This is a genomic window from Escherichia coli DSM 30083 = JCM 1649 = ATCC 11775 (assembly GCF_003697165.2).
Classification (GTDB): domain Bacteria; phylum Pseudomonadota; class Gammaproteobacteria; order Enterobacterales; family Enterobacteriaceae; genus Escherichia; species Escherichia coli.
Genome location: NZ_CP033092.2, coordinates 3,718,216 through 3,737,854, shown reverse-complemented (window position 1 = coordinate 3,737,854; position 19,639 = coordinate 3,718,216). Strand labels below are relative to the sequence as shown.

At 51.0% G+C, this 19,639-nt stretch carries 19 protein-coding genes and 1 pseudogene; 15 read left to right on the top strand and 5 right to left on the bottom strand.

Translation table 11 applies throughout. From position 1 onward, the window contains the following. Window positions 1–27: 27 nt before the first annotated feature. Window positions 28–474 carry an Ivy family C-type lysozyme inhibitor gene (gene ivy / locus EAS44_RS19375; protein WP_001308392.1) on the top strand — a complete coding sequence of 149 codons (447 nt, stop codon included), beginning with the start codon at window positions 28–30 and terminating at the stop codon, window positions 472–474. A gap of 42 nt (window positions 475–516) precedes the next feature. Here the strand turns inward: ivy and fadE are convergent, their stop codons facing one another. Next, window positions 517–2,961 (bottom strand): acyl-CoA dehydrogenase FadE, encoded by a 2,445-nt coding sequence (fadE, locus tag EAS44_RS19370; protein ID WP_000973137.1) that lies wholly within the window; start codon window positions 2,959–2,961, stop codon window positions 517–519. A gap of 239 nt (window positions 2,962–3,200) precedes the next feature. Between fadE and lpcA the strand changes: the two genes are divergently transcribed. Next, entirely contained in the window at window positions 3,201–3,779 is a 579-nt protein-coding gene (gene lpcA / locus EAS44_RS19365) for a D-sedoheptulose 7-phosphate isomerase (protein ID WP_000284050.1), read from the top strand. 204 nt (window positions 3,780–3,983) lie between these two features. Continuing rightward, a complete protein-coding gene (gene yafJ / locus EAS44_RS19360; protein ID WP_001331866.1) occupies window positions 3,984–4,751 on the top strand; it encodes a class II glutamine amidotransferase in 768 nt (255 codons plus the stop codon). Here yafJ and dpaA read toward each other — a convergent pair. Beyond that, entirely contained in the window at window positions 4,722–5,462 is a 741-nt protein-coding gene (dpaA, locus tag EAS44_RS19355) for a peptidoglycan meso-diaminopimelic acid protein amidase (protein WP_001225679.1), read from the bottom strand. The genes yafJ and dpaA overlap by 30 nt on opposite strands. A 311-nt stretch (window positions 5,463–5,773) precedes the next feature. Between dpaA and yafL the strand changes: the two genes are divergently transcribed. Then, window positions 5,774–6,523 carry a C40 family peptidase gene (yafL, locus tag EAS44_RS19350; protein ID WP_000093934.1) on the top strand — a complete coding sequence of 250 codons (750 nt, stop codon included), beginning with the start codon at window positions 5,774–5,776 and terminating at the stop codon, window positions 6,521–6,523. 175 nt (window positions 6,524–6,698) lie between these two features. After that, window positions 6,699–7,196, top strand: coding sequence for an REP-associated tyrosine transposase RayT (rayT, locus tag EAS44_RS19345; RefSeq protein WP_000006241.1), 498 nt, complete (start codon window positions 6,699–6,701; stop codon window positions 7,194–7,196). 220 nt (window positions 7,197–7,416) lie between these two features. On the opposite strand, the pseudogene EAS44_RS19340 reads toward rayT, so the two are convergent. Next, window positions 7,417–9,135: pseudogene (locus EAS44_RS19340) on the bottom strand (flagellar biosynthesis protein FlhA); the annotation flags it as partial. Between EAS44_RS19340 and lafU the strand changes: the two are divergent. The 7 genes from lafU (at window position 9,101) to prfH (ending at window position 14,160) form a co-directional block, all read left to right on the top strand. Further along, window positions 9,101–9,886 (top strand): putative lateral flagellar export/assembly protein LafU, encoded by a 786-nt coding sequence (lafU, locus tag EAS44_RS19335; protein WP_000207544.1) that lies wholly within the window; start codon window positions 9,101–9,103, stop codon window positions 9,884–9,886. The pseudogene EAS44_RS19340 and the gene lafU sit on opposite strands and share 35 nt — an antisense overlap. A gap of 70 nt (window positions 9,887–9,956) precedes the next feature. Beyond that, on the top strand, window positions 9,957–11,012 hold the full coding sequence (gene dinB, locus EAS44_RS19330; RefSeq protein ID WP_001226168.1) for a DNA polymerase IV: 1,056 nt from the start codon (window positions 9,957–9,959) through the stop codon (window positions 11,010–11,012). 51 nt (window positions 11,013–11,063) lie between these two features. Beyond that, window positions 11,064–11,357 (top strand): type I toxin-antitoxin system antitoxin YafN, encoded by a 294-nt coding sequence (yafN, locus tag EAS44_RS19325; RefSeq protein WP_000554758.1) that lies wholly within the window; start codon window positions 11,064–11,066, stop codon window positions 11,355–11,357. Between the two features lie 2 nt (window positions 11,358–11,359). After that, window positions 11,360–11,758 carry a type II toxin-antitoxin system mRNA interferase toxin YafO gene (gene yafO, locus EAS44_RS19320; RefSeq protein ID WP_001263500.1) on the top strand — a complete coding sequence of 133 codons (399 nt, stop codon included), beginning with the start codon at window positions 11,360–11,362 and terminating at the stop codon, window positions 11,756–11,758. Between the two features lie 9 nt (window positions 11,759–11,767). After that, window positions 11,768–12,220, top strand: coding sequence for a GNAT family N-acetyltransferase (yafP, locus tag EAS44_RS19315; RefSeq protein ID WP_001059895.1), 453 nt, complete (start codon window positions 11,768–11,770; stop codon window positions 12,218–12,220). Window positions 12,221–12,409: 189 nt separating this feature from the next. Then, on the top strand, window positions 12,410–13,549 hold the full coding sequence (locus EAS44_RS19310; protein WP_000521577.1) for an RNA ligase RtcB family protein: 1,140 nt from the start codon (window positions 12,410–12,412) through the stop codon (window positions 13,547–13,549). After that, window positions 13,546–14,160, top strand: a complete 615-nt coding sequence (prfH, locus tag EAS44_RS19305; RefSeq protein WP_000602123.1) for a peptide chain release factor H — start codon at window positions 13,546–13,548, stop codon at window positions 14,158–14,160. Before EAS44_RS19310 ends, prfH begins: the two co-directional genes overlap by 4 nt. A gap of 56 nt (window positions 14,161–14,216) precedes the next feature. Here prfH and pepD read toward each other — a convergent pair whose 3' ends face one another. Next, window positions 14,217–15,674 carry a cytosol nonspecific dipeptidase gene (gene pepD / locus EAS44_RS19300; RefSeq protein ID WP_001292999.1) on the bottom strand — a complete coding sequence of 486 codons (1,458 nt, stop codon included), beginning with the start codon at window positions 15,672–15,674 and terminating at the stop codon, window positions 14,217–14,219. Between the two features lie 260 nt (window positions 15,675–15,934). Here pepD and gpt point away from each other — a divergent pair, with 260 nt between their 5' ends. The 3 genes from gpt to crl all read left to right on the top strand — a co-directional run bounded on the left by gpt (window position 15,935) and on the right by crl (window position 18,188). Beyond that, window positions 15,935–16,393: a xanthine phosphoribosyltransferase gene (gene gpt / locus EAS44_RS19295; protein ID WP_001291988.1), complete on the top strand. Its 459-nt coding sequence runs from the start codon at window positions 15,935–15,937 to the stop codon at window positions 16,391–16,393. A 91-nt stretch (window positions 16,394–16,484) separates the two neighbouring features. After that, entirely contained in the window at window positions 16,485–17,729 is a 1,245-nt protein-coding gene (frsA, locus tag EAS44_RS19290; RefSeq protein WP_000189577.1) for an esterase FrsA, read from the top strand. Window positions 17,730–17,786: 57 nt separating this feature from the next. Beyond that, on the top strand, window positions 17,787–18,188 hold the full coding sequence (crl, locus tag EAS44_RS19285) for a sigma factor-binding protein Crl (protein ID WP_000174703.1): 402 nt from the start codon (window positions 17,787–17,789) through the stop codon (window positions 18,186–18,188). 109 nt (window positions 18,189–18,297) lie between these two features. On the opposite strand, the gene phoE is transcribed toward crl, so the two are convergent. Further along, entirely contained in the window at window positions 18,298–19,353 is a 1,056-nt protein-coding gene (gene phoE / locus EAS44_RS19280; protein WP_000749902.1) for a phosphoporin PhoE, read from the bottom strand. Window positions 19,354–19,639 lie beyond the last annotated feature (286 nt).

Below are 19,639 nucleotides of genomic sequence, written 5' to 3'. Positions count from 1 at the left end.
ATGGGCAGGATAAGCCCGGGAGGAATGATGTTTAAGGCAATAACGACAGTCGCCGCTCTGGTCATCGCCACCAGTGCAATGGCGCAGGATGATTTAACCATTAGCAGTCTTGCAAAGGGCGAAACCACCAAAGCGGCGTTTAATCAGATGGTGCAAGGGCATAAGCTGCCTGCCTGGGTGATGAAAGGCGGTACTTATACTCCCGCACAAACCGTGACTTTGGGAGATGAGACGTATCAGGTGATGAGCGCGTGCAAACCGCATGACTGTGGCTCGCAACGTATCGCTGTGATGTGGTCCGAGAAATCTAATCAGATGACGGGGCTGTTCTCGACTATTGATGAGAAAACGTCGCAAGAGAAACTCACCTGGTTGAATGTGAACGATGCGCTTTCGATTGATGGCAAAACGGTGCTGTTCGCGGCGTTGACCGGCAGCCTGGAAAACCATCCGGATGGCTTTAATTTTAAATAATTAGCCGATAAAAAAACGGAGCCGAAAGGCTCCGTTATTCAATTACGCGGCTTCAACTTTCCGCACTTTCTCCGGCAACTTTACCGGCTTCGTCGCCAGCTCTTCTGGATCAAAGTCATCAACGTTAATACTGCGTAAACGGCTTTCTTCAGCTTTTACCAGAATAGCGGCTTCATCTTTATCAATCAGCCCCTTCGCCAGCGCGTTGTGCGCCAGTTCATCCAGACGGGTAAACGGCAGGTTTTTACCCAACTCTTTACAGATCCGCTGATGAATCGGGTCGGCGGCAATCACATCCACCAGCGCCTCTTCCAGTAAACCAACCGGGTTATGCTCGCTTGGCGTCAGGTACTGACCGCGACCAATACGTGAACGAGTGGCGTTCGGTACTTGTAAAATCTTCGCCACTTTATGATCCAGCTTGTCAGACGGTGCCAGGTAATGACGTCCGGTCGGGAAGATCACCACATTCAGCAGCCCGGCAACCACACGGTTCGGGAAGTTTTGCAGTAAATCGTCCATCGCCTGTTCTGCCTGATACAGCGCATCCTGTACGCCCCAGTGCACCAGCGGCAGATCGGCTTCATTACGGCCTTCGTCGTCATAACGCTTCAGAACGGCAGAGGCGAGGTAAAGCTGGCTTAAAATATCCCCCAGACGGGCCGAGATACGCTCACGACGTTTCAGGCTGCCGCCCAGCACCGCCATCGAGACATCAGAAAGCAGGGCGAGGTTGGCGCTCAGGCGGTTCAGGTGCTGATAGTAGCGTTTAGTGGCATCGCCGGTTGGTGTGCTGCTGGTTAAACCGCGCGTCAGGCCCAGCCAGAAGCTGCGAACTTTGTTGCTACCGACGTGACCGATATGTTTGAACAGCAGTTTATCGAACGCATTTACGTCATTGTTCTTCGCCGCTTCCATCTCTTCCAGCACGTACGGATGGCAACGAATTGCTCCTTGTCCGAAGATCATCATGCTGCGGGTCAGAATGTTAGCCCCTTCAACGGTGATGGCAATCGGTGCGCCCTGGTAAGCACGGGCCAGGAAGTTGCTTTGCCCGAGCATAATGCCTTTGCCCCCGGTGATATCCATCGCATCAATAATCGACTGCTGCCCGCGGTGGGTACAGTGATACTTAACGATAGCCGACAGCACGGCAGGTTTTTCACCGAGCATAATGCCGTAGGTAATCAGCGATGCCGCAGCATCCATTACATAAGCGTTCCCGGCAATACGCGCCAGCGGCTCTTCAATCCCTTCCATCTTACCGATAGAGATTTTGAACTGCCGACGAATGTACGCATACGCGCCCGTTGCCAGCGCTACCGATTTCACGCCGCCGGTTGAGTTGGAAGGCAGGGTGATGCCGCGGCCTACCGAGAGGCACTCCACCAGCATCCGCCAGCCTTGCCCGGCCATTTTCGGCCCGCCGATGATGTAATCGATCGGCACGAACACATCTTTACCGCGCGTCGGTCCGTTCTGGAACGGTACGTTCAGCGGGAAGTGGCGACGACCAATTTCCACGCCCGGCGTGGTGGTCGGGATCAGCGCACAGGTAATACCTAAATCTTCTGCACCGCCGAGTAATTTCTCCGGGTCGGAGAGTTTAAACGCCAGACCAAGCACGGTCGCAATCGGTGCCAGCGTAATGTAGCGTTTGTTCCAGGTCAGACGCATCCCCATCACCTGCTGGCCCTGCCATTCGCCCATGCAGACAATCCCGGTATCCGGAATCGCGCCCGCATCGGAACCCGCTTCCGGGCTGGTCAGTGCAAAGCAAGGGATCTCCTGACCACGCGCCAGACGCGGCAGATAGTGATTTTTCTGCTCGTCAGTGCCGTAATGTTGCAGCAGCTCGCCCGGGCCTAATGAGTTCGGCACGCCGACGGTAATCGCCAGGATCCCGCTCACGCCGGAGAGTTTTTGCAGCACGCGAGACTGGGCATAAGCCGAGAACTCCAGCCCGCCGTACTCTTTTTTGATGATCATCGCGAAGAAACGATGCTCTTTAAGGTACGCCCATAACTCCGGCGGCAGGTCCGCCAGCTCATGAGTAATCTGGAAATCATTCGCCATCCGGCAGGCTTCTTCTACCGGGCCGTCGAGAAACGCTTGCTCTTCTGCGGTCAGGCGCGGCTGCGGATAGTTATGCAGCTTTTTCCAGTCCGGCTTGCCCTGGAACAAGTCGCCCTCCCACCAGGTGGTGCCCGCATCAATCGCTTCTTTCTCAGTGCGCGACATCGGCGGCATTACCTTACGGAAACCGCGAAATACCGGCGCGGAAATCATCGACTTACGCATAGGCGCAAAGTTAAATGGCACGAGGATAATGGCCAGAGGCACCAGTACCCACGCCGACCACAGACCAGCAACGCCGAGTGCGGCTGTCCAGGCGAGCAAAATCAGACTGCTGATAAATAAGCTCACGCGGTGATAGAACAATGCGCTGAGCAGGACAACCGTAGCGAGAATACTCAAAATCATCATAACGAAAAGCCCCTTACTTGTAGGAGGTCTGACCACTTGTGATGATATGGTTGTAGTGGATGTAAAAACATTTAGCAATGTGTTTACAATATAATTACAACAAAGCTCACATTGTTGCTGTTTTTATCCGCACTTCAGGTCAAAAAGTCCTGGTCATAGCACCTGCCCGTACTTCTCGCTTTTGGTGGTATCCGGTACACTGCATTTTGTCTATTACTTTTATGCTGAAGGATATCCTCATGTACCAGGATCTTATTCGTAATGAACTGAACGAAGCGGCGGAAACGCTGGCTAACTTTTTAAAAGATGACGCCAATATTCACGCCATTCAGCGCGCGGCGGTCCTGTTAGCAGACAGCTTTAAAGCCGGTGGCAAAGTGCTTTCCTGTGGCAACGGCGGCTCCCATTGCGACGCCATGCACTTTGCCGAAGAGTTGACCGGTCGCTACCGTGAAAACCGTCCGGGCTACCCGGCGATTGCCATTTCTGACGTTAGTCATATTTCCTGCGTCGGTAACGATTTTGGTTTCAATGATATTTTCTCCCGTTACGTTGAAGCGGTAGGTCGCGAAGGCGATGTACTGCTGGGGATCTCCACTTCCGGTAACTCTGCAAACGTGATCAAAGCGATCGCGGCGGCGCGTGAGAAGGGGATGAAAGTGATCACCCTGACCGGTAAAGACGGCGGCAAAATGGCTGGCACGGCGGATATTGAAATTCGCGTTCCGCACTTTGGTTATGCCGACCGCATTCAGGAGATCCACATTAAAGTGATCCATATCCTGATCCAGTTAATTGAAAAAGAGATGGTTAAGTAAGTCTGGCGTAGGCCGGATAAGGCGTTTACGCCGCATCCGGCATTTGTGCTCTGATGCCTGATGCGACGCTGACGCGTCTTATCATGCCTACAATCTGCACCCGAACCGTAGGCCGAATAATGCGTTCACGCCACATCCGATCTGAAAATTCTTAAATCAATCTTCGCCGGGGGCCATGCGCTCCCGCTGTTGTGGAGGTTACCCATGTGCGAATTGCTCGGGATGAGCGCCAACGTCCCTACCGATATCTGCTTTAGTTTCACCGGACTTGTACAGCGTGGTGGTGGAACCGGGCCACATAAAGATGGCTGGGGCATTACCTTTTACGAAGGTAAAGGCTGTCGCACATTTAAAGATCCGCAACCCAGCTTTAATTCCCCCATCGCCAAACTTGTCCAGGACTACCCGATAAAATCCTGTTCGGTGTTGGCTCATATTCGCCAGGCTAATCGGGGCGAGGTGGCGCTGGAAAATACTCACCCGTTTACCCGCGAGTTATGGGGGCGTAACTGGACTTATGCCCATAATGGGCAACTGACGGGCTACAAATCACTGGAAACCGGCAACTTCCGCCCGGTCGGTGAAACCGATAGCGAAAAAGCCTTTTGCTGGCTCCTGCATAAATTAACGCAGCGTTACCCGCGCACACCGGGCAACATGGCGGCAGTGTTTAAATATATCGCCTCACTGGCGGATGAACTGCGGCAGAAGGGCGTTTTCAACATGCTACTTTCGGATGGGCGCTATGTAATGGCGTATTGCTCGACTAATTTACACTGGATCACCCGCCGCGCGCCGTTTGGCGTGGCAACGTTGCTGGATCAGGATGTGGAAATCGACTTCAGCTCGCAGACCACACCGAATGATGTGGTCACGGTGATTGCGACACAGCCGTTGACGGGCAATGAAACCTGGCAAAAGATTATGCCAGGTGAATGGCGCTTATTTTGCCTCGGGGAGTGTGTAGTTTGATGCCAGTTGTGGCTGCACAACTTCGTGGCTTAACGGCTTGCTGACCACGTAACGGCCATTGACCACAGAAACGGTCGGTGGCTTACGGGTTTGCTCAAAGTAGTCGTAGCCCGGCTTCAGTTGCTCCCAGAAGTCCTTAAAGTTGGAATATTTATGGCGCTTCATATTGGCGTCGGTCATGCGGAACGGATAAATACTCACTTGCACGCTCGGCTGACCAAACACCAGCGCACCAGTAACGAACTGGAAGATCTCATCAATACCCTGATTGGTCATCGCGTAGCAGCCGATGGAAACACAATCGCCGTGAATCATCAGGTATTTCCCTTCATAACCATGCGCACGGTCATAGGCGTTTGGGAATCCAATATTAATCGCTTTGTAGTAACGGCTGTCTGGTTTTAACTGATTACGCTGGACGCTATAAAACCCTTCCGGGCTTTTGAAATCGCCCTGACGCTGTTTTGGCCCTAAGCCGCCGGAATATTTACAGATTTTATAGCTGTCGAGCAGTTGATATTGCTCGCCCATTTTGACGTAGAGATCGAGCGTACGTTCTTCCTTGAAGATCTGGATGTAGACAGGGGATCCCATCAACTGCTGCTTATACTCTTTGCTCACTGGCGTGGTCGAGCTACTGCTGCCCAGCAAACCGGCAAACGAAACGCACGGGATCAACAACATCGCAAGAATTAATGCGATTTTACGCATACTGCTTATTCCTTGATAAAACGGTTACACACGCCAGGACGGCAAAATGAATCCCAAATCGGAATAGTCTGGATTTGGAAGGCTCACATTATCACCAAAAGAGTTTTACGCAAGCCTGTCGGCGCAGGGTTTACAAATTTAGCACAGGGGCAGTTTTCAAGAGTCCGAAAAGCGCATGGATTGTAGATTTATTTCTTATTTCCTAAGATTATGAAACCGCAATAGTAATATGCAAATAAGCAATTAATAATCCCGTTTACTCCTCCGGTCTTTTAAAATTCTCACCTTCATTCAGCTGGTTTATGTCCTTCATGTCTTCGTTCTTGCACGGCAGATTTCTGCATCCAGGCGTGTTTTCGTTATGCGTTTTGCTCCCTTTACTCGCCAGCGCCACCACATCACATATCTCTTTTAGCTACGCCGCCCGCCAGCGGATGCAAAACCGTGCGCGTTTATTAAAACAGTACCAAACCCATCTGAAAAAGCAGGCCAGCTATATTGTGGAAGGCAATGCCAAAAGCAGAAGGGCGCTGCGCCAGCATAATCGGGAGCAGATAAAACAGCATCCAGAATGGTTTCCTGCGCCGCTCAAGGCGAGTGACAGACGCTGGCAGGCGTTGGTGGAGAATAATCATTTCTTAAGCAGCGACCATCTACATAACATCACCGAAGTGGCGATTCACCGCCTGGAGCAGCAGCTAGGTAAGCCTTATATCTGGGGGGGCACGCGGCCTGATAAAGGCTTCGACTGTAGCGGGTTGGTTTTTTATGCCTACAACAAGATCCTTGAGGCTAAGCTCCCGCGCACGGCCAATGAGATGTACCACTACCGTCGGGCAACGATTGTGGCGAATAACGACCTGCGCCGGGGAGATTTGCTGTTTTTCCATATCCACAGTCGTGAGATAGCCGACCATATGGGCGTATATCTTGGAGACGGTCAGTTTATCGAGTCACCGCGCACCGGGGAAACCATTCGGGTAAGTCGGTTAGCCGAACCTTTCTGGCAGGACCATTTTTTAGGCGCGCGACGGATTTTGACGGAAGAGACGATTTTGTAGGCCGGATAAGGCGTTCACGCCGCATCCGGCGGTTGTGCGCCGGTGTCTGATGCGACGCTACGCGTCTTATCATGCCTACAAATCTGTGCATTTTTTGCGAGCCGCTTTCCCGATTTAACACAACATCATTGCCGACTTTTCCTTTTCTTCTTACCGTTGAGAAAAAGGAGTCGTTATGTCTGAATATCGTCGTTATTACATCAAGGGGGGAACCTGGTTTTTCACGGTAAATTTACAGAATCGTCGAAACCAACTTTTGACCACCCAGTTTCAGACGCTCCGTAACGTTATTATTAAAGTTAAGCGAGACAGACCTTTTGAAATTAACGCTTGGGTAGTTTTGCCGGAGCATATGCATTGCATATGGACATTACCTGAAGGCGATGATGATTTTTCCTCGCGCTGGCGGGAAATTAAAAAGCAATTTACCCATGCTTGTGGATTGAAAAATATCTGGCAACCACGTTTTTGGGAACATGCTATCCGCAATACCAAAGACTATCGCCATCATGTTGATTATATTTATATAAATCCAGTAAAACATGGTTGGGTAAAACAAGTGAGTGATTGGCCATTCTCAACGTTTCACCGCGATGTTGCGAAAGGGTTATATCCCATCGATTGGGCGGGAGACGTAACGGATTTTAGTGCTGGGGAGCGTATCATTTTATAGCTGTGCGCCGATGCCTGATGCGACGCAGACGCGTCTTATCATGCCTACAAAACCGCGCTCACCCGTAGGCCGGATAAGGCGTTCACGCCGCATCCGGCGGTTGTGCACCGGTGCCTGATGCGACGCAGATGCGTCTTATCATGCCGACAAAACCGCACTCACCCGTAGGCCGGATAAGGCGTTCACGCCGCATCCGGCAATATGCACCGATGCCGGATGCCTACATCAACGCCCCCATTATCTTCAACTCCAGCTCATCCAGCACTTCGTTATACGACAGCACATGCAGCCCTGGTGCAAACAACCTTGCGTAGCGCGCCAGCAAAGGGCGCAGCTGCGGCGGCACCAGCAGCACCGGATCTTTCCCCGCCGCTTTCATCTGCTCCTTCACCTGCGGCATCGTGATCTGAAACTGGTTGAGCATATTCGGGTCCACCGGCACGCTATCGAGCATCACTTTGCCGGCCTGTTGCGCCTGATTCACCACGTTGGTCAGCAGATTTTCCAGCTCATTATTCAGCGTATACACCGTCAGCTCCTGCTTGCGAACGAACGGATGGGTAATGCTGCGCCGCAGCACCAGGCGCACATCGGCCGCCAGCAGAATATGATCTTTAGTCACCGCACTACTGGCGACCAACACGGTGGCGATGGTGACGATATCGCGCAGGGAAACGCTTTCAGTCAGTAGTGTGCGGTACACTTTCAGCAACTGGCTGTAATTGAGCGCCGCGCTCAAATCTTCCGCCAGTCGCGGTGCCATCGACGACAAACGGTTATGCAGCTGAGTAATATCGTCATAGTTAAACAAATCAGGAATATAGCTGCGCACAATCTTATTCACATGGGTGGCAATTACGCTGGCGCTGTCGATCACCTGATACCCCATATTCAGCGCCTTCGCTTTCTGCGCGGGCTGAATCCAGGTGACCGGCATCCCGTACGCCGGGTCGTTCCCCAGCACGCCGTCTATCTCGCCGTAGGTTTCGCTGGAGGGCAGGGCCATCAGTTTATCCGCCGGAATATCCGCTTCATCAGCCTTAATGCCGTTGATGAAAATAGCGTACTGGCTGGGCTTGAGGCGGAAGTTTTCCCGAATACGGATCTCCGGCAGCAGCACGCCGTTGCCGTCGGAAATCACCTGACGTACGCCGCGAATACGCTGGGTGAGCGGGTTGCCCTGCGCTTTATCCACCAGCGCCACCAGTTTGTAGCCGAGGCTTAAACTGATAGGTTCGATCAGCGGAATAGTTTCCCAACTGACCTGTTGCTCGCTGGTTTCTGTCATCGTACGGGTTAGCGTTTCGAGGCTTTTCTCTTCCGCCTCCGCCGCTTGCGGGCGCTTGCTCATCCGCCAGCCGGTAAAACCAAGCAGGGCGCTGAACATCAGGAACGGGAAATGCGGCATTCCCGGCACCACCGCCAGCACGAACATAATTCCAGTGGCGGTGTAGAGAACCGACGGGCTTGCCAGCAACTGATTACGCACGTCATGGGCGATATCACCGTTATCGCTGACGCGGGTGACGATAATCGCCGCCGCGGTGGAGAGCAGCAGGGAAGGGATTTGCGCCACCAGCCCATCGCCGATAGTCATCAGCACATATTGCTGGAAGGCGGCGTCGGCGCTCAGGTTGTATTTGAAGATCCCGATACAGACGCCGCCGATCAGGTTGATCGCCAGAATCATCATCCCGGCGATGGCATCCCCGCGCACAAATTTTGATGCCCCGTCCATTGCGCCGTAGAAATCGGCCTCGCTGGCAACATCTTTACGCCGGGTTTGCGCCTGCGTCTGGTTGATCAACCCGGCGTTAAGATCGGCGTCAATCGCCATCTGTTTGCCGGGCATCGCGTCCAGGGTAAAGCGGGCAGAAACCTCGGAAATACGCTCGGCCCCCTTGGTGACGACGATAAAGTTGATTGTCAACAGCGTCAGTAAATCCGAGCGTGAAAGCATTATCGCCGCGCTGCACGGGCAGTCGATTTTTAACGGTGGTGGGTTGTCGCCGTTAAATAAAATCAGCCCGTCTCATCTGCCAAAACCTGCCACCGTGGCGGTGCCGGAAGAGACGGAGAAAAAAGCGCGCGACGTCAACGAGAAAACGGCGCTGTTGAAGAAGAAATCCGCCACCGAGCTTGGCGAGCTGGCGACCAGTATCAATACCATCGCCCGTGATGCGCATATGGAAGCGAATCTGGAGATGGAGATTGTTCCCCAGGGATTACGCGTGCTGATTAAAGACGACCAGAACCGCAATATGTTTGAACGCGGCAGCGCGAAGATTATGCCGTTCTTTAAAACTTTGCTGGTGGAGCTTGCGCCAGTGTTAGACTCGCTCGATAACAAAATTATTATTACCGGGCATACCGATGCGATGGCCTACAAAAACAATATCTACAACAACTGGAACCTTTCGGGCGATCGCGCGCTTTCGGCTCGTCGGGTGCTGGAAGAGGCCGGAATGCCGGAAAATAAAGTGATGCAGGTAAGCGCAATGGCGGACCAGATGCTGCTGGATGCCAAAAATCCGCAAAGCGCGGGCAACCGGCGCATTGAGATTATGGTGCTGACCAAAAGTGCGTCCGATACGCTGTATCAATACTTTGGTCAGCATGGGGATAAAGTGGTGCAGCCGCTGGTGCAAAAGCTGGATAAGCAGCAGGTGCTTTCGCAGCGAGCGCGTTAAATGCTGAATCTTTACGCATTTCTCAAACCCTGAAATCACTGTATACTTTACCAGTGTTGAGAGGTGAGCAATGCGTAAAATCATTCATGTGGATATGGACTGCTTTTTCGCAGCGGTGGAGATGCGCGACAATCCCGCCCTGCGCGATATCCCTATTGCTATTGGCGGCAGCCGCGAACGACGGGGGGTAATCAGCACCGCCAATTATCCCGCGCGTAAATTTGGCGTACGTAGCGCTATGCCGACAGGGATGGCGCTCAAATTATGCCCGCATCTCACCTTGCTTCCAGGGCGCTTTGACGCCTACAAAGAAGCCTCAAATCATATCCGCGAAATTTTCTCGCGCTATACCTCGCGCATTGAACCGTTATCACTGGATGAAGCCTATCTCGATGTCACCGATAGCGTCCATTGCCACGGTTCTGCGACCCTCATCGCCCAGGAAATCCGCCAGACGATCTTCAACGAGCTGCAACTGACGGCGTCTGCGGGCGTTGCGCCGGTCAAGTTTCTCGCCAAAATCGCCTCCGACATGAATAAACCCAACGGTCAGTTTGTGATTACTCCGGCTGAGGTTCCGGCATTTCTGCAAACCTTACCGCTGGCAAAAATTCCCGGCGTCGGCAAAGTCTCAGCGGCTAAACTGGAAGCGATGGGGCTACGAACCTGCGGTGATGTGCAAAAGTGTGATCTGGTGACTCTGCTCAAACGTTTTGGCAAATTTGGCCGCATTTTGTGGGAGCGTAGTCAGGGCATTGACGAGCGCGACGTTAACAGCGAAAGGTTGCGAAAATCCGTCGGTGTAGAACGTACGATGGCGGAAGATATTCATCACTGGTCTGAATGTGAAGCGATCATCGAGCGGCTTTACCCTGAACTGGAGCGTCGTTTGGCAAAGGTAAAACCTGATTTGCTGATTGCCCGCCAGGGGGTGAAATTAAAGTTCGACGATTTTCAGCAAACCACCCAGGAACACGTCTGGCCGCGGCTGAATAAATCTGATCTAATCGCCACCGCGCGTAAAACCTGGGATGAACGCCGCGGCGGGCGCGGTGTGCGACTGGTGGGGCTGCATGTGACGTTGCTTGACCCGCAAATGGAAAGACAACTGGTGCTGGGATTATGATGTATACTATTTTGTATATTCTGGTGTGCATTATTATGAGGAGATCACTGTATGCATCGAATTCTCGCTGAAAAATCGGTCAATATCACTGAGTTACGTAAAAACCCAGCTAAATACTTTATTGATCAACCTGTTGCGGTTCTTTCTAATAATCGCCCCGCAGGATATCTCTTAAGTGCCAGCGCATTTGAAGCATTAATGGACATGCTTGCAGAACAAGAGGAGAAAAAGCCCATAAAGGCGCGCTTCCGTCCGAGTGCTGCAAGATTAGAGGAAATTACACGCCGCGCTGAACAATATCTTAATGATATGACGGATGATGATTTCAATGACTTTAAGGAATAAGGATGCGGGTATTCAAAACAAAACTTATTCGCCTGCAACTTACAGCAGAGGAACTTGAAGCGTTAACGGCGGATTTTATTTCCTATAAGCGTGACGGTGTTTTGCCAGATATATTTGGTCGTGATGCACTCTACGACGACTCGTTTACCTGGCCATTAATCAAATTTGAGCGAGTTGCTCATATTCATCTGGCAAATGTGAATAATCCATTTCCGCCACAGTTGCGCCAATTCAGCAGAACGAATGACGCAGCGCATTTGGTATATTGTCAGGGCGCGTTTGATGAGCAAGCATGGTTGCTCATTGCCATTCTGAAACCTGAACCTCATAAACTGGCTCGAGATAACAACCAAATGCATAAAATTGGGAAAATGGCAGAAGCGTTTCGCATGCGTTTTTGAATTTATATTATGAATAACATACAAATAAGAAACTATCAGCCTGGTGATTTTCAGCAACTATGCGCTATTTTCCTTCGAGCTGTTACGATGACGGCGAGTCAGCACTATTCTCCACAGCAAATTGCCGCCTGGGCGCAGATTGACGAATCTCGCTGGAAGGAGAAACTCGCGAAATCACAAGTGCGGGTTGCAGTTATTAATGCACAACCGGTTGGTTTTATTACCTGCATTGGACATTATATCGATATGTTATTTGTTGAACCGGAATACACCCGACGCGGGGTTGCCAGCGCTTTGTTAAAACCATTGATTAAGTCTGAATCCGAACTTACGGTGGACGCCAGCATAACCGCAAAACCCTTTTTTGAACGTTATGGTTTTCAGACAGTTAAGCAGCAGCGCGTTGAATGCCGGGGAACGTGGTTTACTAATTTTTATATGCGATATAAACCGCAACATTAAATCCAGCTTGCAATGAAAATAACGCCCGTCTAGTATGTGCGCGTTTTCTTATTCCACAAACTGCAAGGAGGTAAATCATGACAAATCCTTTATCAATGACTCTTTGCAGACCTTTCCAGGATTAATTCTTTTTTCTTGCCCTGGATTCGTCTGCCATTTCCTGATTTTTATTCATAAATGGAATGGTACATGGGCAAATATATTCGTCCCTTATCCGATGCGGTATTTACCATCGCATCTGATGACCTGTGGATCGAAAGTTCAGCGATCCAACAATTACACACCACGGCAAATTTACCCAACATGCAGCGCGTTGTGGGGATGCCAGATTTACATCCCGGACGCGGCTACCCGATTGGCGCAGCGTTCTTCTCTGTTGGTCGTTTTTACCCGGCACTGGTCGGCAATGATATCGGCTGCGGCATGGCGCTATGGCAAACAGATATTCTCGCTCGCAAATACAACGCCGATAAGTTTGAAAAGCGATTATCAGATCTGGATGACGTTGCTGAAGAAAGCTGGCTGGAGGAAAACCTGCCGTCAGCATTTGCACAGCATCCGTGGCGCAACTCGCTTGGCTCCATCGGTGGCGGTAACCACTTCGCAGAACTGCAACAGATTGATCAAATTATCGACGCGGAACTGTTTGCACTGGCTGGTCTGGATGCGCAGCATCTGCAACTGCTGGTTCATAGCGGCTCGAGGGGATTGGGGCAGTCTATTTTACAGCGGCATATTGCCTCGTTTTCGCATCATGGTTTGCCTGAAGGCAGTGACGACGCGCTACGGTATATTGCGGAACATGACGATGCGCTGGCGTTTGCGCGTATTAATCGCCAGCTGATCGCTTTGCGCATAATGCAACAAGTTAAGGCCACCGGAAGTCCGGTTCTGGATGTGGCGCATAACTTTGTTAGCGCGTGCCAAATCGGCGATCAACAGGGCTGGTTGCATCGTAAAGGCGCCACGCCGGATGACAACGGTCTGGTGATTATTCCCGGTTCACGCGGCGATTACTCCTGGCTGGTTAAACCTGTTGCGAACGAAAAAACGCTCCACTCGCTGGCGCATGGGGCGGGGCGTAAATGGGGGCGCACCGAGTGTAAAGGGCGTCTGGCAGCGAAATACACGGCGACGCAACTCTCGCGGACTGAACTTGGCAGTCGGGTAATTTGTCGCGATAAACAACTCATCTTTGAAGAAGCGCCACAAGCCTATAAATCGGCTGAAAGCGTGGTGCAATGTCTGGTGCTGGCTGGGTTAATTATTCCTGTCGCGCGACTGCGCCCGGTGCTGACGCTCAAAAACAGTGGAGGGAAAAAAGGATGATCTTGCTACAACTCTCCTCTGCTCAGGGGCCGGAAGAATGTTGTCTCGCAGTGAAAAAAGCACTGGACAGGCTGATTAAAGAAGCTACCCGACAGGACGTCGCGGTAACGGTGCTGGAAACAGAAACGGGTCGCTACTCTGACACACTGCGTTCGGCGCTGATTTCTCTGGATGGCGATAACGCATGGGCTCTAAGCGAAAGCTGGTGCGGCACTATCCAGTGGATTTGTCCGAGTCCGTATCGGCCTCATCATGGGCGCAAAAACTGGTTTCTGGGCATTGGGCGTTTTACCGCTGATGAGCAGGAACAATCGGATGCAATCCGTTATGAGACGCTGCGTTCGTCGGGGCCGGGCGGTCAACATGTCAATAAAACCGACTCGGCGGTACGCGCCACGCATCTGGCATCCGGTATTAGCGTGAAGGTTCAGTCAGAGCGCAGTCAGCATGCTAACAAACGGCTGGCGCGATTACTGATTGCCTGGAAGCTGGAACAACAGCAACAGGAAAATAGCGCGGCGCTGAAATCGCAGCGGCGAATGTTCCATCACCAGATTGAACGTGGCAACCCGCGACGAACGTTTACAGGGATGGCTTTTATCGAAGGGTAATGAAGGATGATACTGCCGGAAGGCGATTAAACGCCATCCGGCAGCAAATCAAATAATTACTTCGCCGGAATTTCTTTCAGCAGTTCAGTCAGCAGTGTCCAGTAATGGCCAACGCTTTCGATATGAACTTGCTCATCCGGGGAGTGTGGACCGGTGATGGTTGGCCCGATAGACACCATGTCCATTTCCGGATACGGTTTTTTGAACAGGCCACATTCGAGGCCCGCGTGGATAATCTGGATGTTCGGCGTTTTGTTGAACAGACGCTGATAGGTTTCACGTACCAGATGCATTACCGGAGAGTTAGCGTCCGGCTGCCAGCCAGGATATGCGCCTTTTGCTTCGGTTTTCGCACCTGCCAGTTTACCCAGCGAATCCAGCATGCTCACTACGTAGTCTTTACCGCTGTCGATCAGAGAACGGATCAGGCAGTGAATTTCTACGTTATTGTCGGTCATGGTCACCACACCGACGTTCAGGGAGGTTTCGACCACACCTTTTGCCACGTCGGAGTTGCGGATCACACCGTTCGGGGTGGCGTTCAGCAGACGAATAAAGGTATCGCGAGATTTCGCAATCAGGGCAGCTTTATCGTTCGCAACAGAGTCCAGCAGCAATGCCAGATTTTTCTCTTTCTCTGCCAGTTCGTTTTTCAGGATCTCCTGATAGGTATCCACCAGAGATTTCAGGGCGTCGACTTTATCAGCTGCGACAGCAATGGTCGCAAAGGCTTCACGCGGGATGGCGTTACGCAGTGTGCCGCCGTTGAAATCAATAAGACGCAGGTCCAGTTCTTCTGCATGACCCGCCAGGAAGCGCACCAACAGTTTGTTGGCATTACCCAGGCCAACGTGGATTTCACCGCCGGAGTGACCGCCTTTCAGACCTTTTAAGGTTAACTTGAAGGTTTCAAAACCAGCTGGAACCGCTTCACGATCTAAATGCAGGTTGGAGGTGAAGTCGATACCTCCCGCACAACCCATGTAGATTTCACCTTCTTCTTCGGAGTCGGTGTTAATCAGAATATCAGCCTGCAACCAGTTGCTCTGTAAGCCAAAAGCACCGTCCATACCGGCTTCTTCGGTCATGGTCAGCAGCACTTCCAGCGGGCCGTGAACCACGTTTTCGTCAGCCAGAACCGCCAGTGCAGAGGCCATACCAATGCCGTTATCCGCACCCAGCGTGGTGCCGCGTGCTTTAACCCATTCGCCATCAATATAAGGCTGGATAGGATCTTTAGTGAAGTCATGCACGGTGTCGTTATTTTTTTGCGGCACCATATCGAGGTGGGCCTGCAAGACGACCGGTTTACGATTTTCCATACCTGCGGTAGCAGGTTTACGAATCAGGATATTACCTACCTGATCGCGTTCGACATGGAAACCTTTCTCTTTTGCCCAACCAACAATGTATTCAGCGAGTTGCTCTTCATGATAGGACGGGTGAGGAATAGAACAGATTTTGGCAAAAATATCCCACAGCGGCTGTGGAGATAATTGAGACAGTTCAGACACGTTAAGTCTCCTTGTCGATCACCCGCAAAACAGTATTGCAGGTCACAGGGTTAGCAGAAAATGTTGTCAACACAAGACAGGCTTGCGAGATATGTTTGAGAATACCACTTTATCCCGCGTCAGGGAGAGGCAGTGCGTAAAAAGACGCGGACTCATGTGAAATACTGGTTTTTAGTGCGCCAGATCTCTATAATCTCGCGCAACCTATTTTCCCCTCGAACACTTTTTAAGCCGTAGATAAACAGGCTGGGACACTTCACATGAGCGAAAAATACATCGTCACCTGGGACATGTTGCAGATCCATGCACGTAAACTCGCAAGCCGACTGATGCCTTCTGAACAATGGAAAGGCATTATTGCCGTAAGCCGTGGCGGTCTGGTACCGGGTGCGTTACTGGCGCGTGAACTGGGTATTCGTCATGTCGATACCGTTTGTATTTCCAGCTACGATCACGACAACCAGCGCGAGCTTAAAGTGCTGAAACGCGCAGAAGGCGATGGCGAAGGCTTCATCGTTATTGATGACCTGGTAGATACCGGTGGTACTGCGGTTGCGATTCGTGAAATGTATCCAAAAGCGCACTTTATCACCATCTTCGCAAAACCGGCCGGTCGTCCGCTGGTTGATGATTATGTTGTTGATATTCCGCAAAATACCTGGATCGAACAGCCGTGGGATATGGGCGTCGTATTCGTCCCGCCAATCTCCGGTCGCTAATCTTTTCAACGCCTGGCACTGCCGGGCGTTGTTCTTTTTAACTTCAGGCAGGTTACAATAGTTTCCAGTAAGTATTCTGGAGGCTGCATCCATGACACAGGCAAACCTGAGCGAAACCCTGTTCAAACCCCGCTTTAAACATCCTGAAACCTCGACGCTAGTCCGCCGCTTTAGTCACGGCGCACAACCGCCTGTGCAGTCGGCCCTTGATGGTAAAACCATCCCTCACTGGTATCGCATGATTAACCGTCTGATGTGGATCTGGCGCGGCATTGACCCCCGTGAAATCCTCGATGTCCAGGCGCGTATTGTGATGAGCGATGCCGAACGTACCGACGATGATTTATACGATACGGTGATTGGCTACCGCGGCGGCAACTGGATTTATGAGTGGGCTACCCAGGCGATGGTGTGGCAACAAAAAGCCTGTGCGGAAGAAGATCCGCAACTCAGCGGTCGACACTGGCTGCATGCGGCTACGTTGTACAACATTGCTGCCTATCCTCATCTGAAAGGAGATGACCTGGCCGAGCAAGCGCAGGCTTTGTCAAACCGCGCCTATGAAGAGGCCGCTCAGCGTCTGCCGGGCACGATGCGGCAGATGGAGTTTACCGTACCCGGCGGTGCGCCCATCACCGGCTTTTTGCATATGCCGAAAGGCGATGGCCCGTTCCCGACAGTATTAATGTGTGGTGGTCTGGATGCGATGCAGACGGACTATTACAGCCTGTATGAACGTTATTTTGCGCCGCGCGGCATTGCTATGCTGACTATTGATATGCCGTCGGTGGGCTTTTCTTCAAAATGGAAGCTCACCCAGGACTCCAGCCTGTTGCATCAGCACGTTTTAAAGGCGCTGCCTAACGTACCGTGGGTGGATCACACTCGCGTCGCGGCCTTTGGTTTCCGTTTCGGCGCTAACGTTGCCGTGCGTCTGGCATACCTTGAATCGCCACGTCTGAAAGCGGTTGCTTGTCTTGGTCCGGTAGTTCATACCCTGTTGAGTGATTTTAAGTGCCAGCAACAGGTGCCGGAAATGTATCTTGACGTTCTGGCCAGTCGTTTAGGGATGCATGATGCTTCCGATGAAGCGTTGCGCGTGGAGTTGAATCGCTATTCATTAAAAGTGCAAGGATTGCTGGGACGTCGCTGCCCAACGCCAATGTTATCAGGCTACTGGAAGAACGATCCGTTCAGCCCGGAAGAGGACTCACGCTTAATCACGTCGTCATCTGCTGACGGTAAATTATTAGAGATCCCATTTAACCCGGTGTATCGGAATTTTGACAAAGGCCTTCAGGAAATCACAGACTGGATCGAAAAACGTTTGTGTTAAAAATTTGCTAAATTTTACCAATTTGGTAAAACAGTTGCATCACAACAGGAGATTGCAATGACGTTACCGAGTGGACACCCGAAGAGCAGATTAGTCAAAAAATTTACCGCACTAGGCCCGTATATTCGTGAAGGTAAGTGCGAAGATAATCGATTCTTTTTCGATTGTCTGGCTGTATGCGTCAACGTGAAACCGGCACCGGAAGTGCGTGAGTTCTGGGGCTGGTGGATGGAACTGGAAGCGCAGGAATCCCGTTTTACCTACAGTTACCAGTTTGGTCTGTTCGATAAAGCAGGCGACTGGACGAGTGTTCAGATAAAAGATGCCGAAGTGGTTGAACGACTGGAGCACACCCTGCGTGAATTTCACGAGAAGCTGCGTGAGCTGCTGGCGACGCTGAATCTGAAGCTGGAACCGGCAGATGATTTTCGTGATGAACCGGTGAAGTTAACGGCGTGAATGAAATGTGCCGGATGCGATGTTAGAGCATCTCTTCCGGCCTGAAATATTGGTTTTCGTAGTTTTCGTAGGCCGGATAAGGCGTTCACGCCGCATCCGGCAATATTCATTAAAACTGATACGTCATCCCAACCGCGACAATATCATCATTGTTGATATTCAGCTTATTATCGCTATCCAGCTGATTAATTTTATAATCAACAAACGCTGACATATTTTTGTTGAAATAATACGTAGCACCAACATCGACATAATTGACCAGATCTTCATCACCGATGCCCTCAATATCTTTCCCTTTCGATAAGACATAACCCAGCGATGGACGCAGACCAAAGTCAAACTGGTATTGAGCGACCGCTTCAAAGTTCTGCGTCTTATTGGCAAAACCGCCAGAGATTGGCGTCATTTTACGTGTTTCAGAATAGAAAGTTGCCAGATAAATATTATTGGCATCGTATTTCAGACCTGTTGCCCATGCTTCTGCACGCTTGCCTGTGCCACGGCTTTGCAGGTTCTGCTCGTTGGTGCGATCAGAGTTGGTATAGGCTCCACTGATGGCGAAATCGCTGCCACCAAAGTCATATGTCAATGACGTGCCGAAGCCATCGCCGTTTTGCTTTTTAACGTCGCGGTTTTCGTTTTTCCCTTGATATTGCAGGGTTAAGTTCAGGCCATCGATAACGCCGAAGAAGTCGGTGTTCCGATACGTCGCCAGACCGCTGGCGCGTTTGGTCATAAAGTTGTCGGTCTGCGCCGAGGAGTCGCCACCAAATTCCGGGAACATATCGGTCCAGGCTTCCACGTCATACAACGCGCCCAGGTTACGACCATAATCGAAAGAACCCAAATCTTTATATTTCAACCCGGCAAAAGCGAGACGCGTTTTTTGCTGTGCAGTATCACTCTCCGCTTTATTACCGGCAAACTCAGCTTCCCAACGACCATAACCAGTCAGTTGAACGTTAATTTGTGTTTCGCCTTTAAAACCAAAACGGATATAACTCTGGTCGCCATCTTTACTGTCATTATCACTCATATAATGCATGGCTTTAACTTTGCCATAGACATCCAGTTTATTACCGTCTTTGTTATATATTTCTGCGGCCTGTACGGATACAGATGCCACAATGCCCATCACCACTAATGCCAGAGTGCTCTTTTTCATTTTCATTCCTGATTTTAATTAACGCGCGAATATTCAGCGGGAGAGTCCCGTTGAAAACAGGAAAGTTTTTAACCTGAGATTGTTAAAGATATATTACAGATTAATAATATTCTTAAAATGTGGTAATTTATTAAATCTGTAATAAAAGCGTAAACAACTGCCGCTACGCTTGCTGATCCCGCGCAACAAAACGCCATGCTTTGCTCGCAGATGGTTGGCAACCGACGACAGTCCTGCTAAAACGTTCGTTTGATATCATTTTTTCCTAAAATTGAATGGCAGAGAA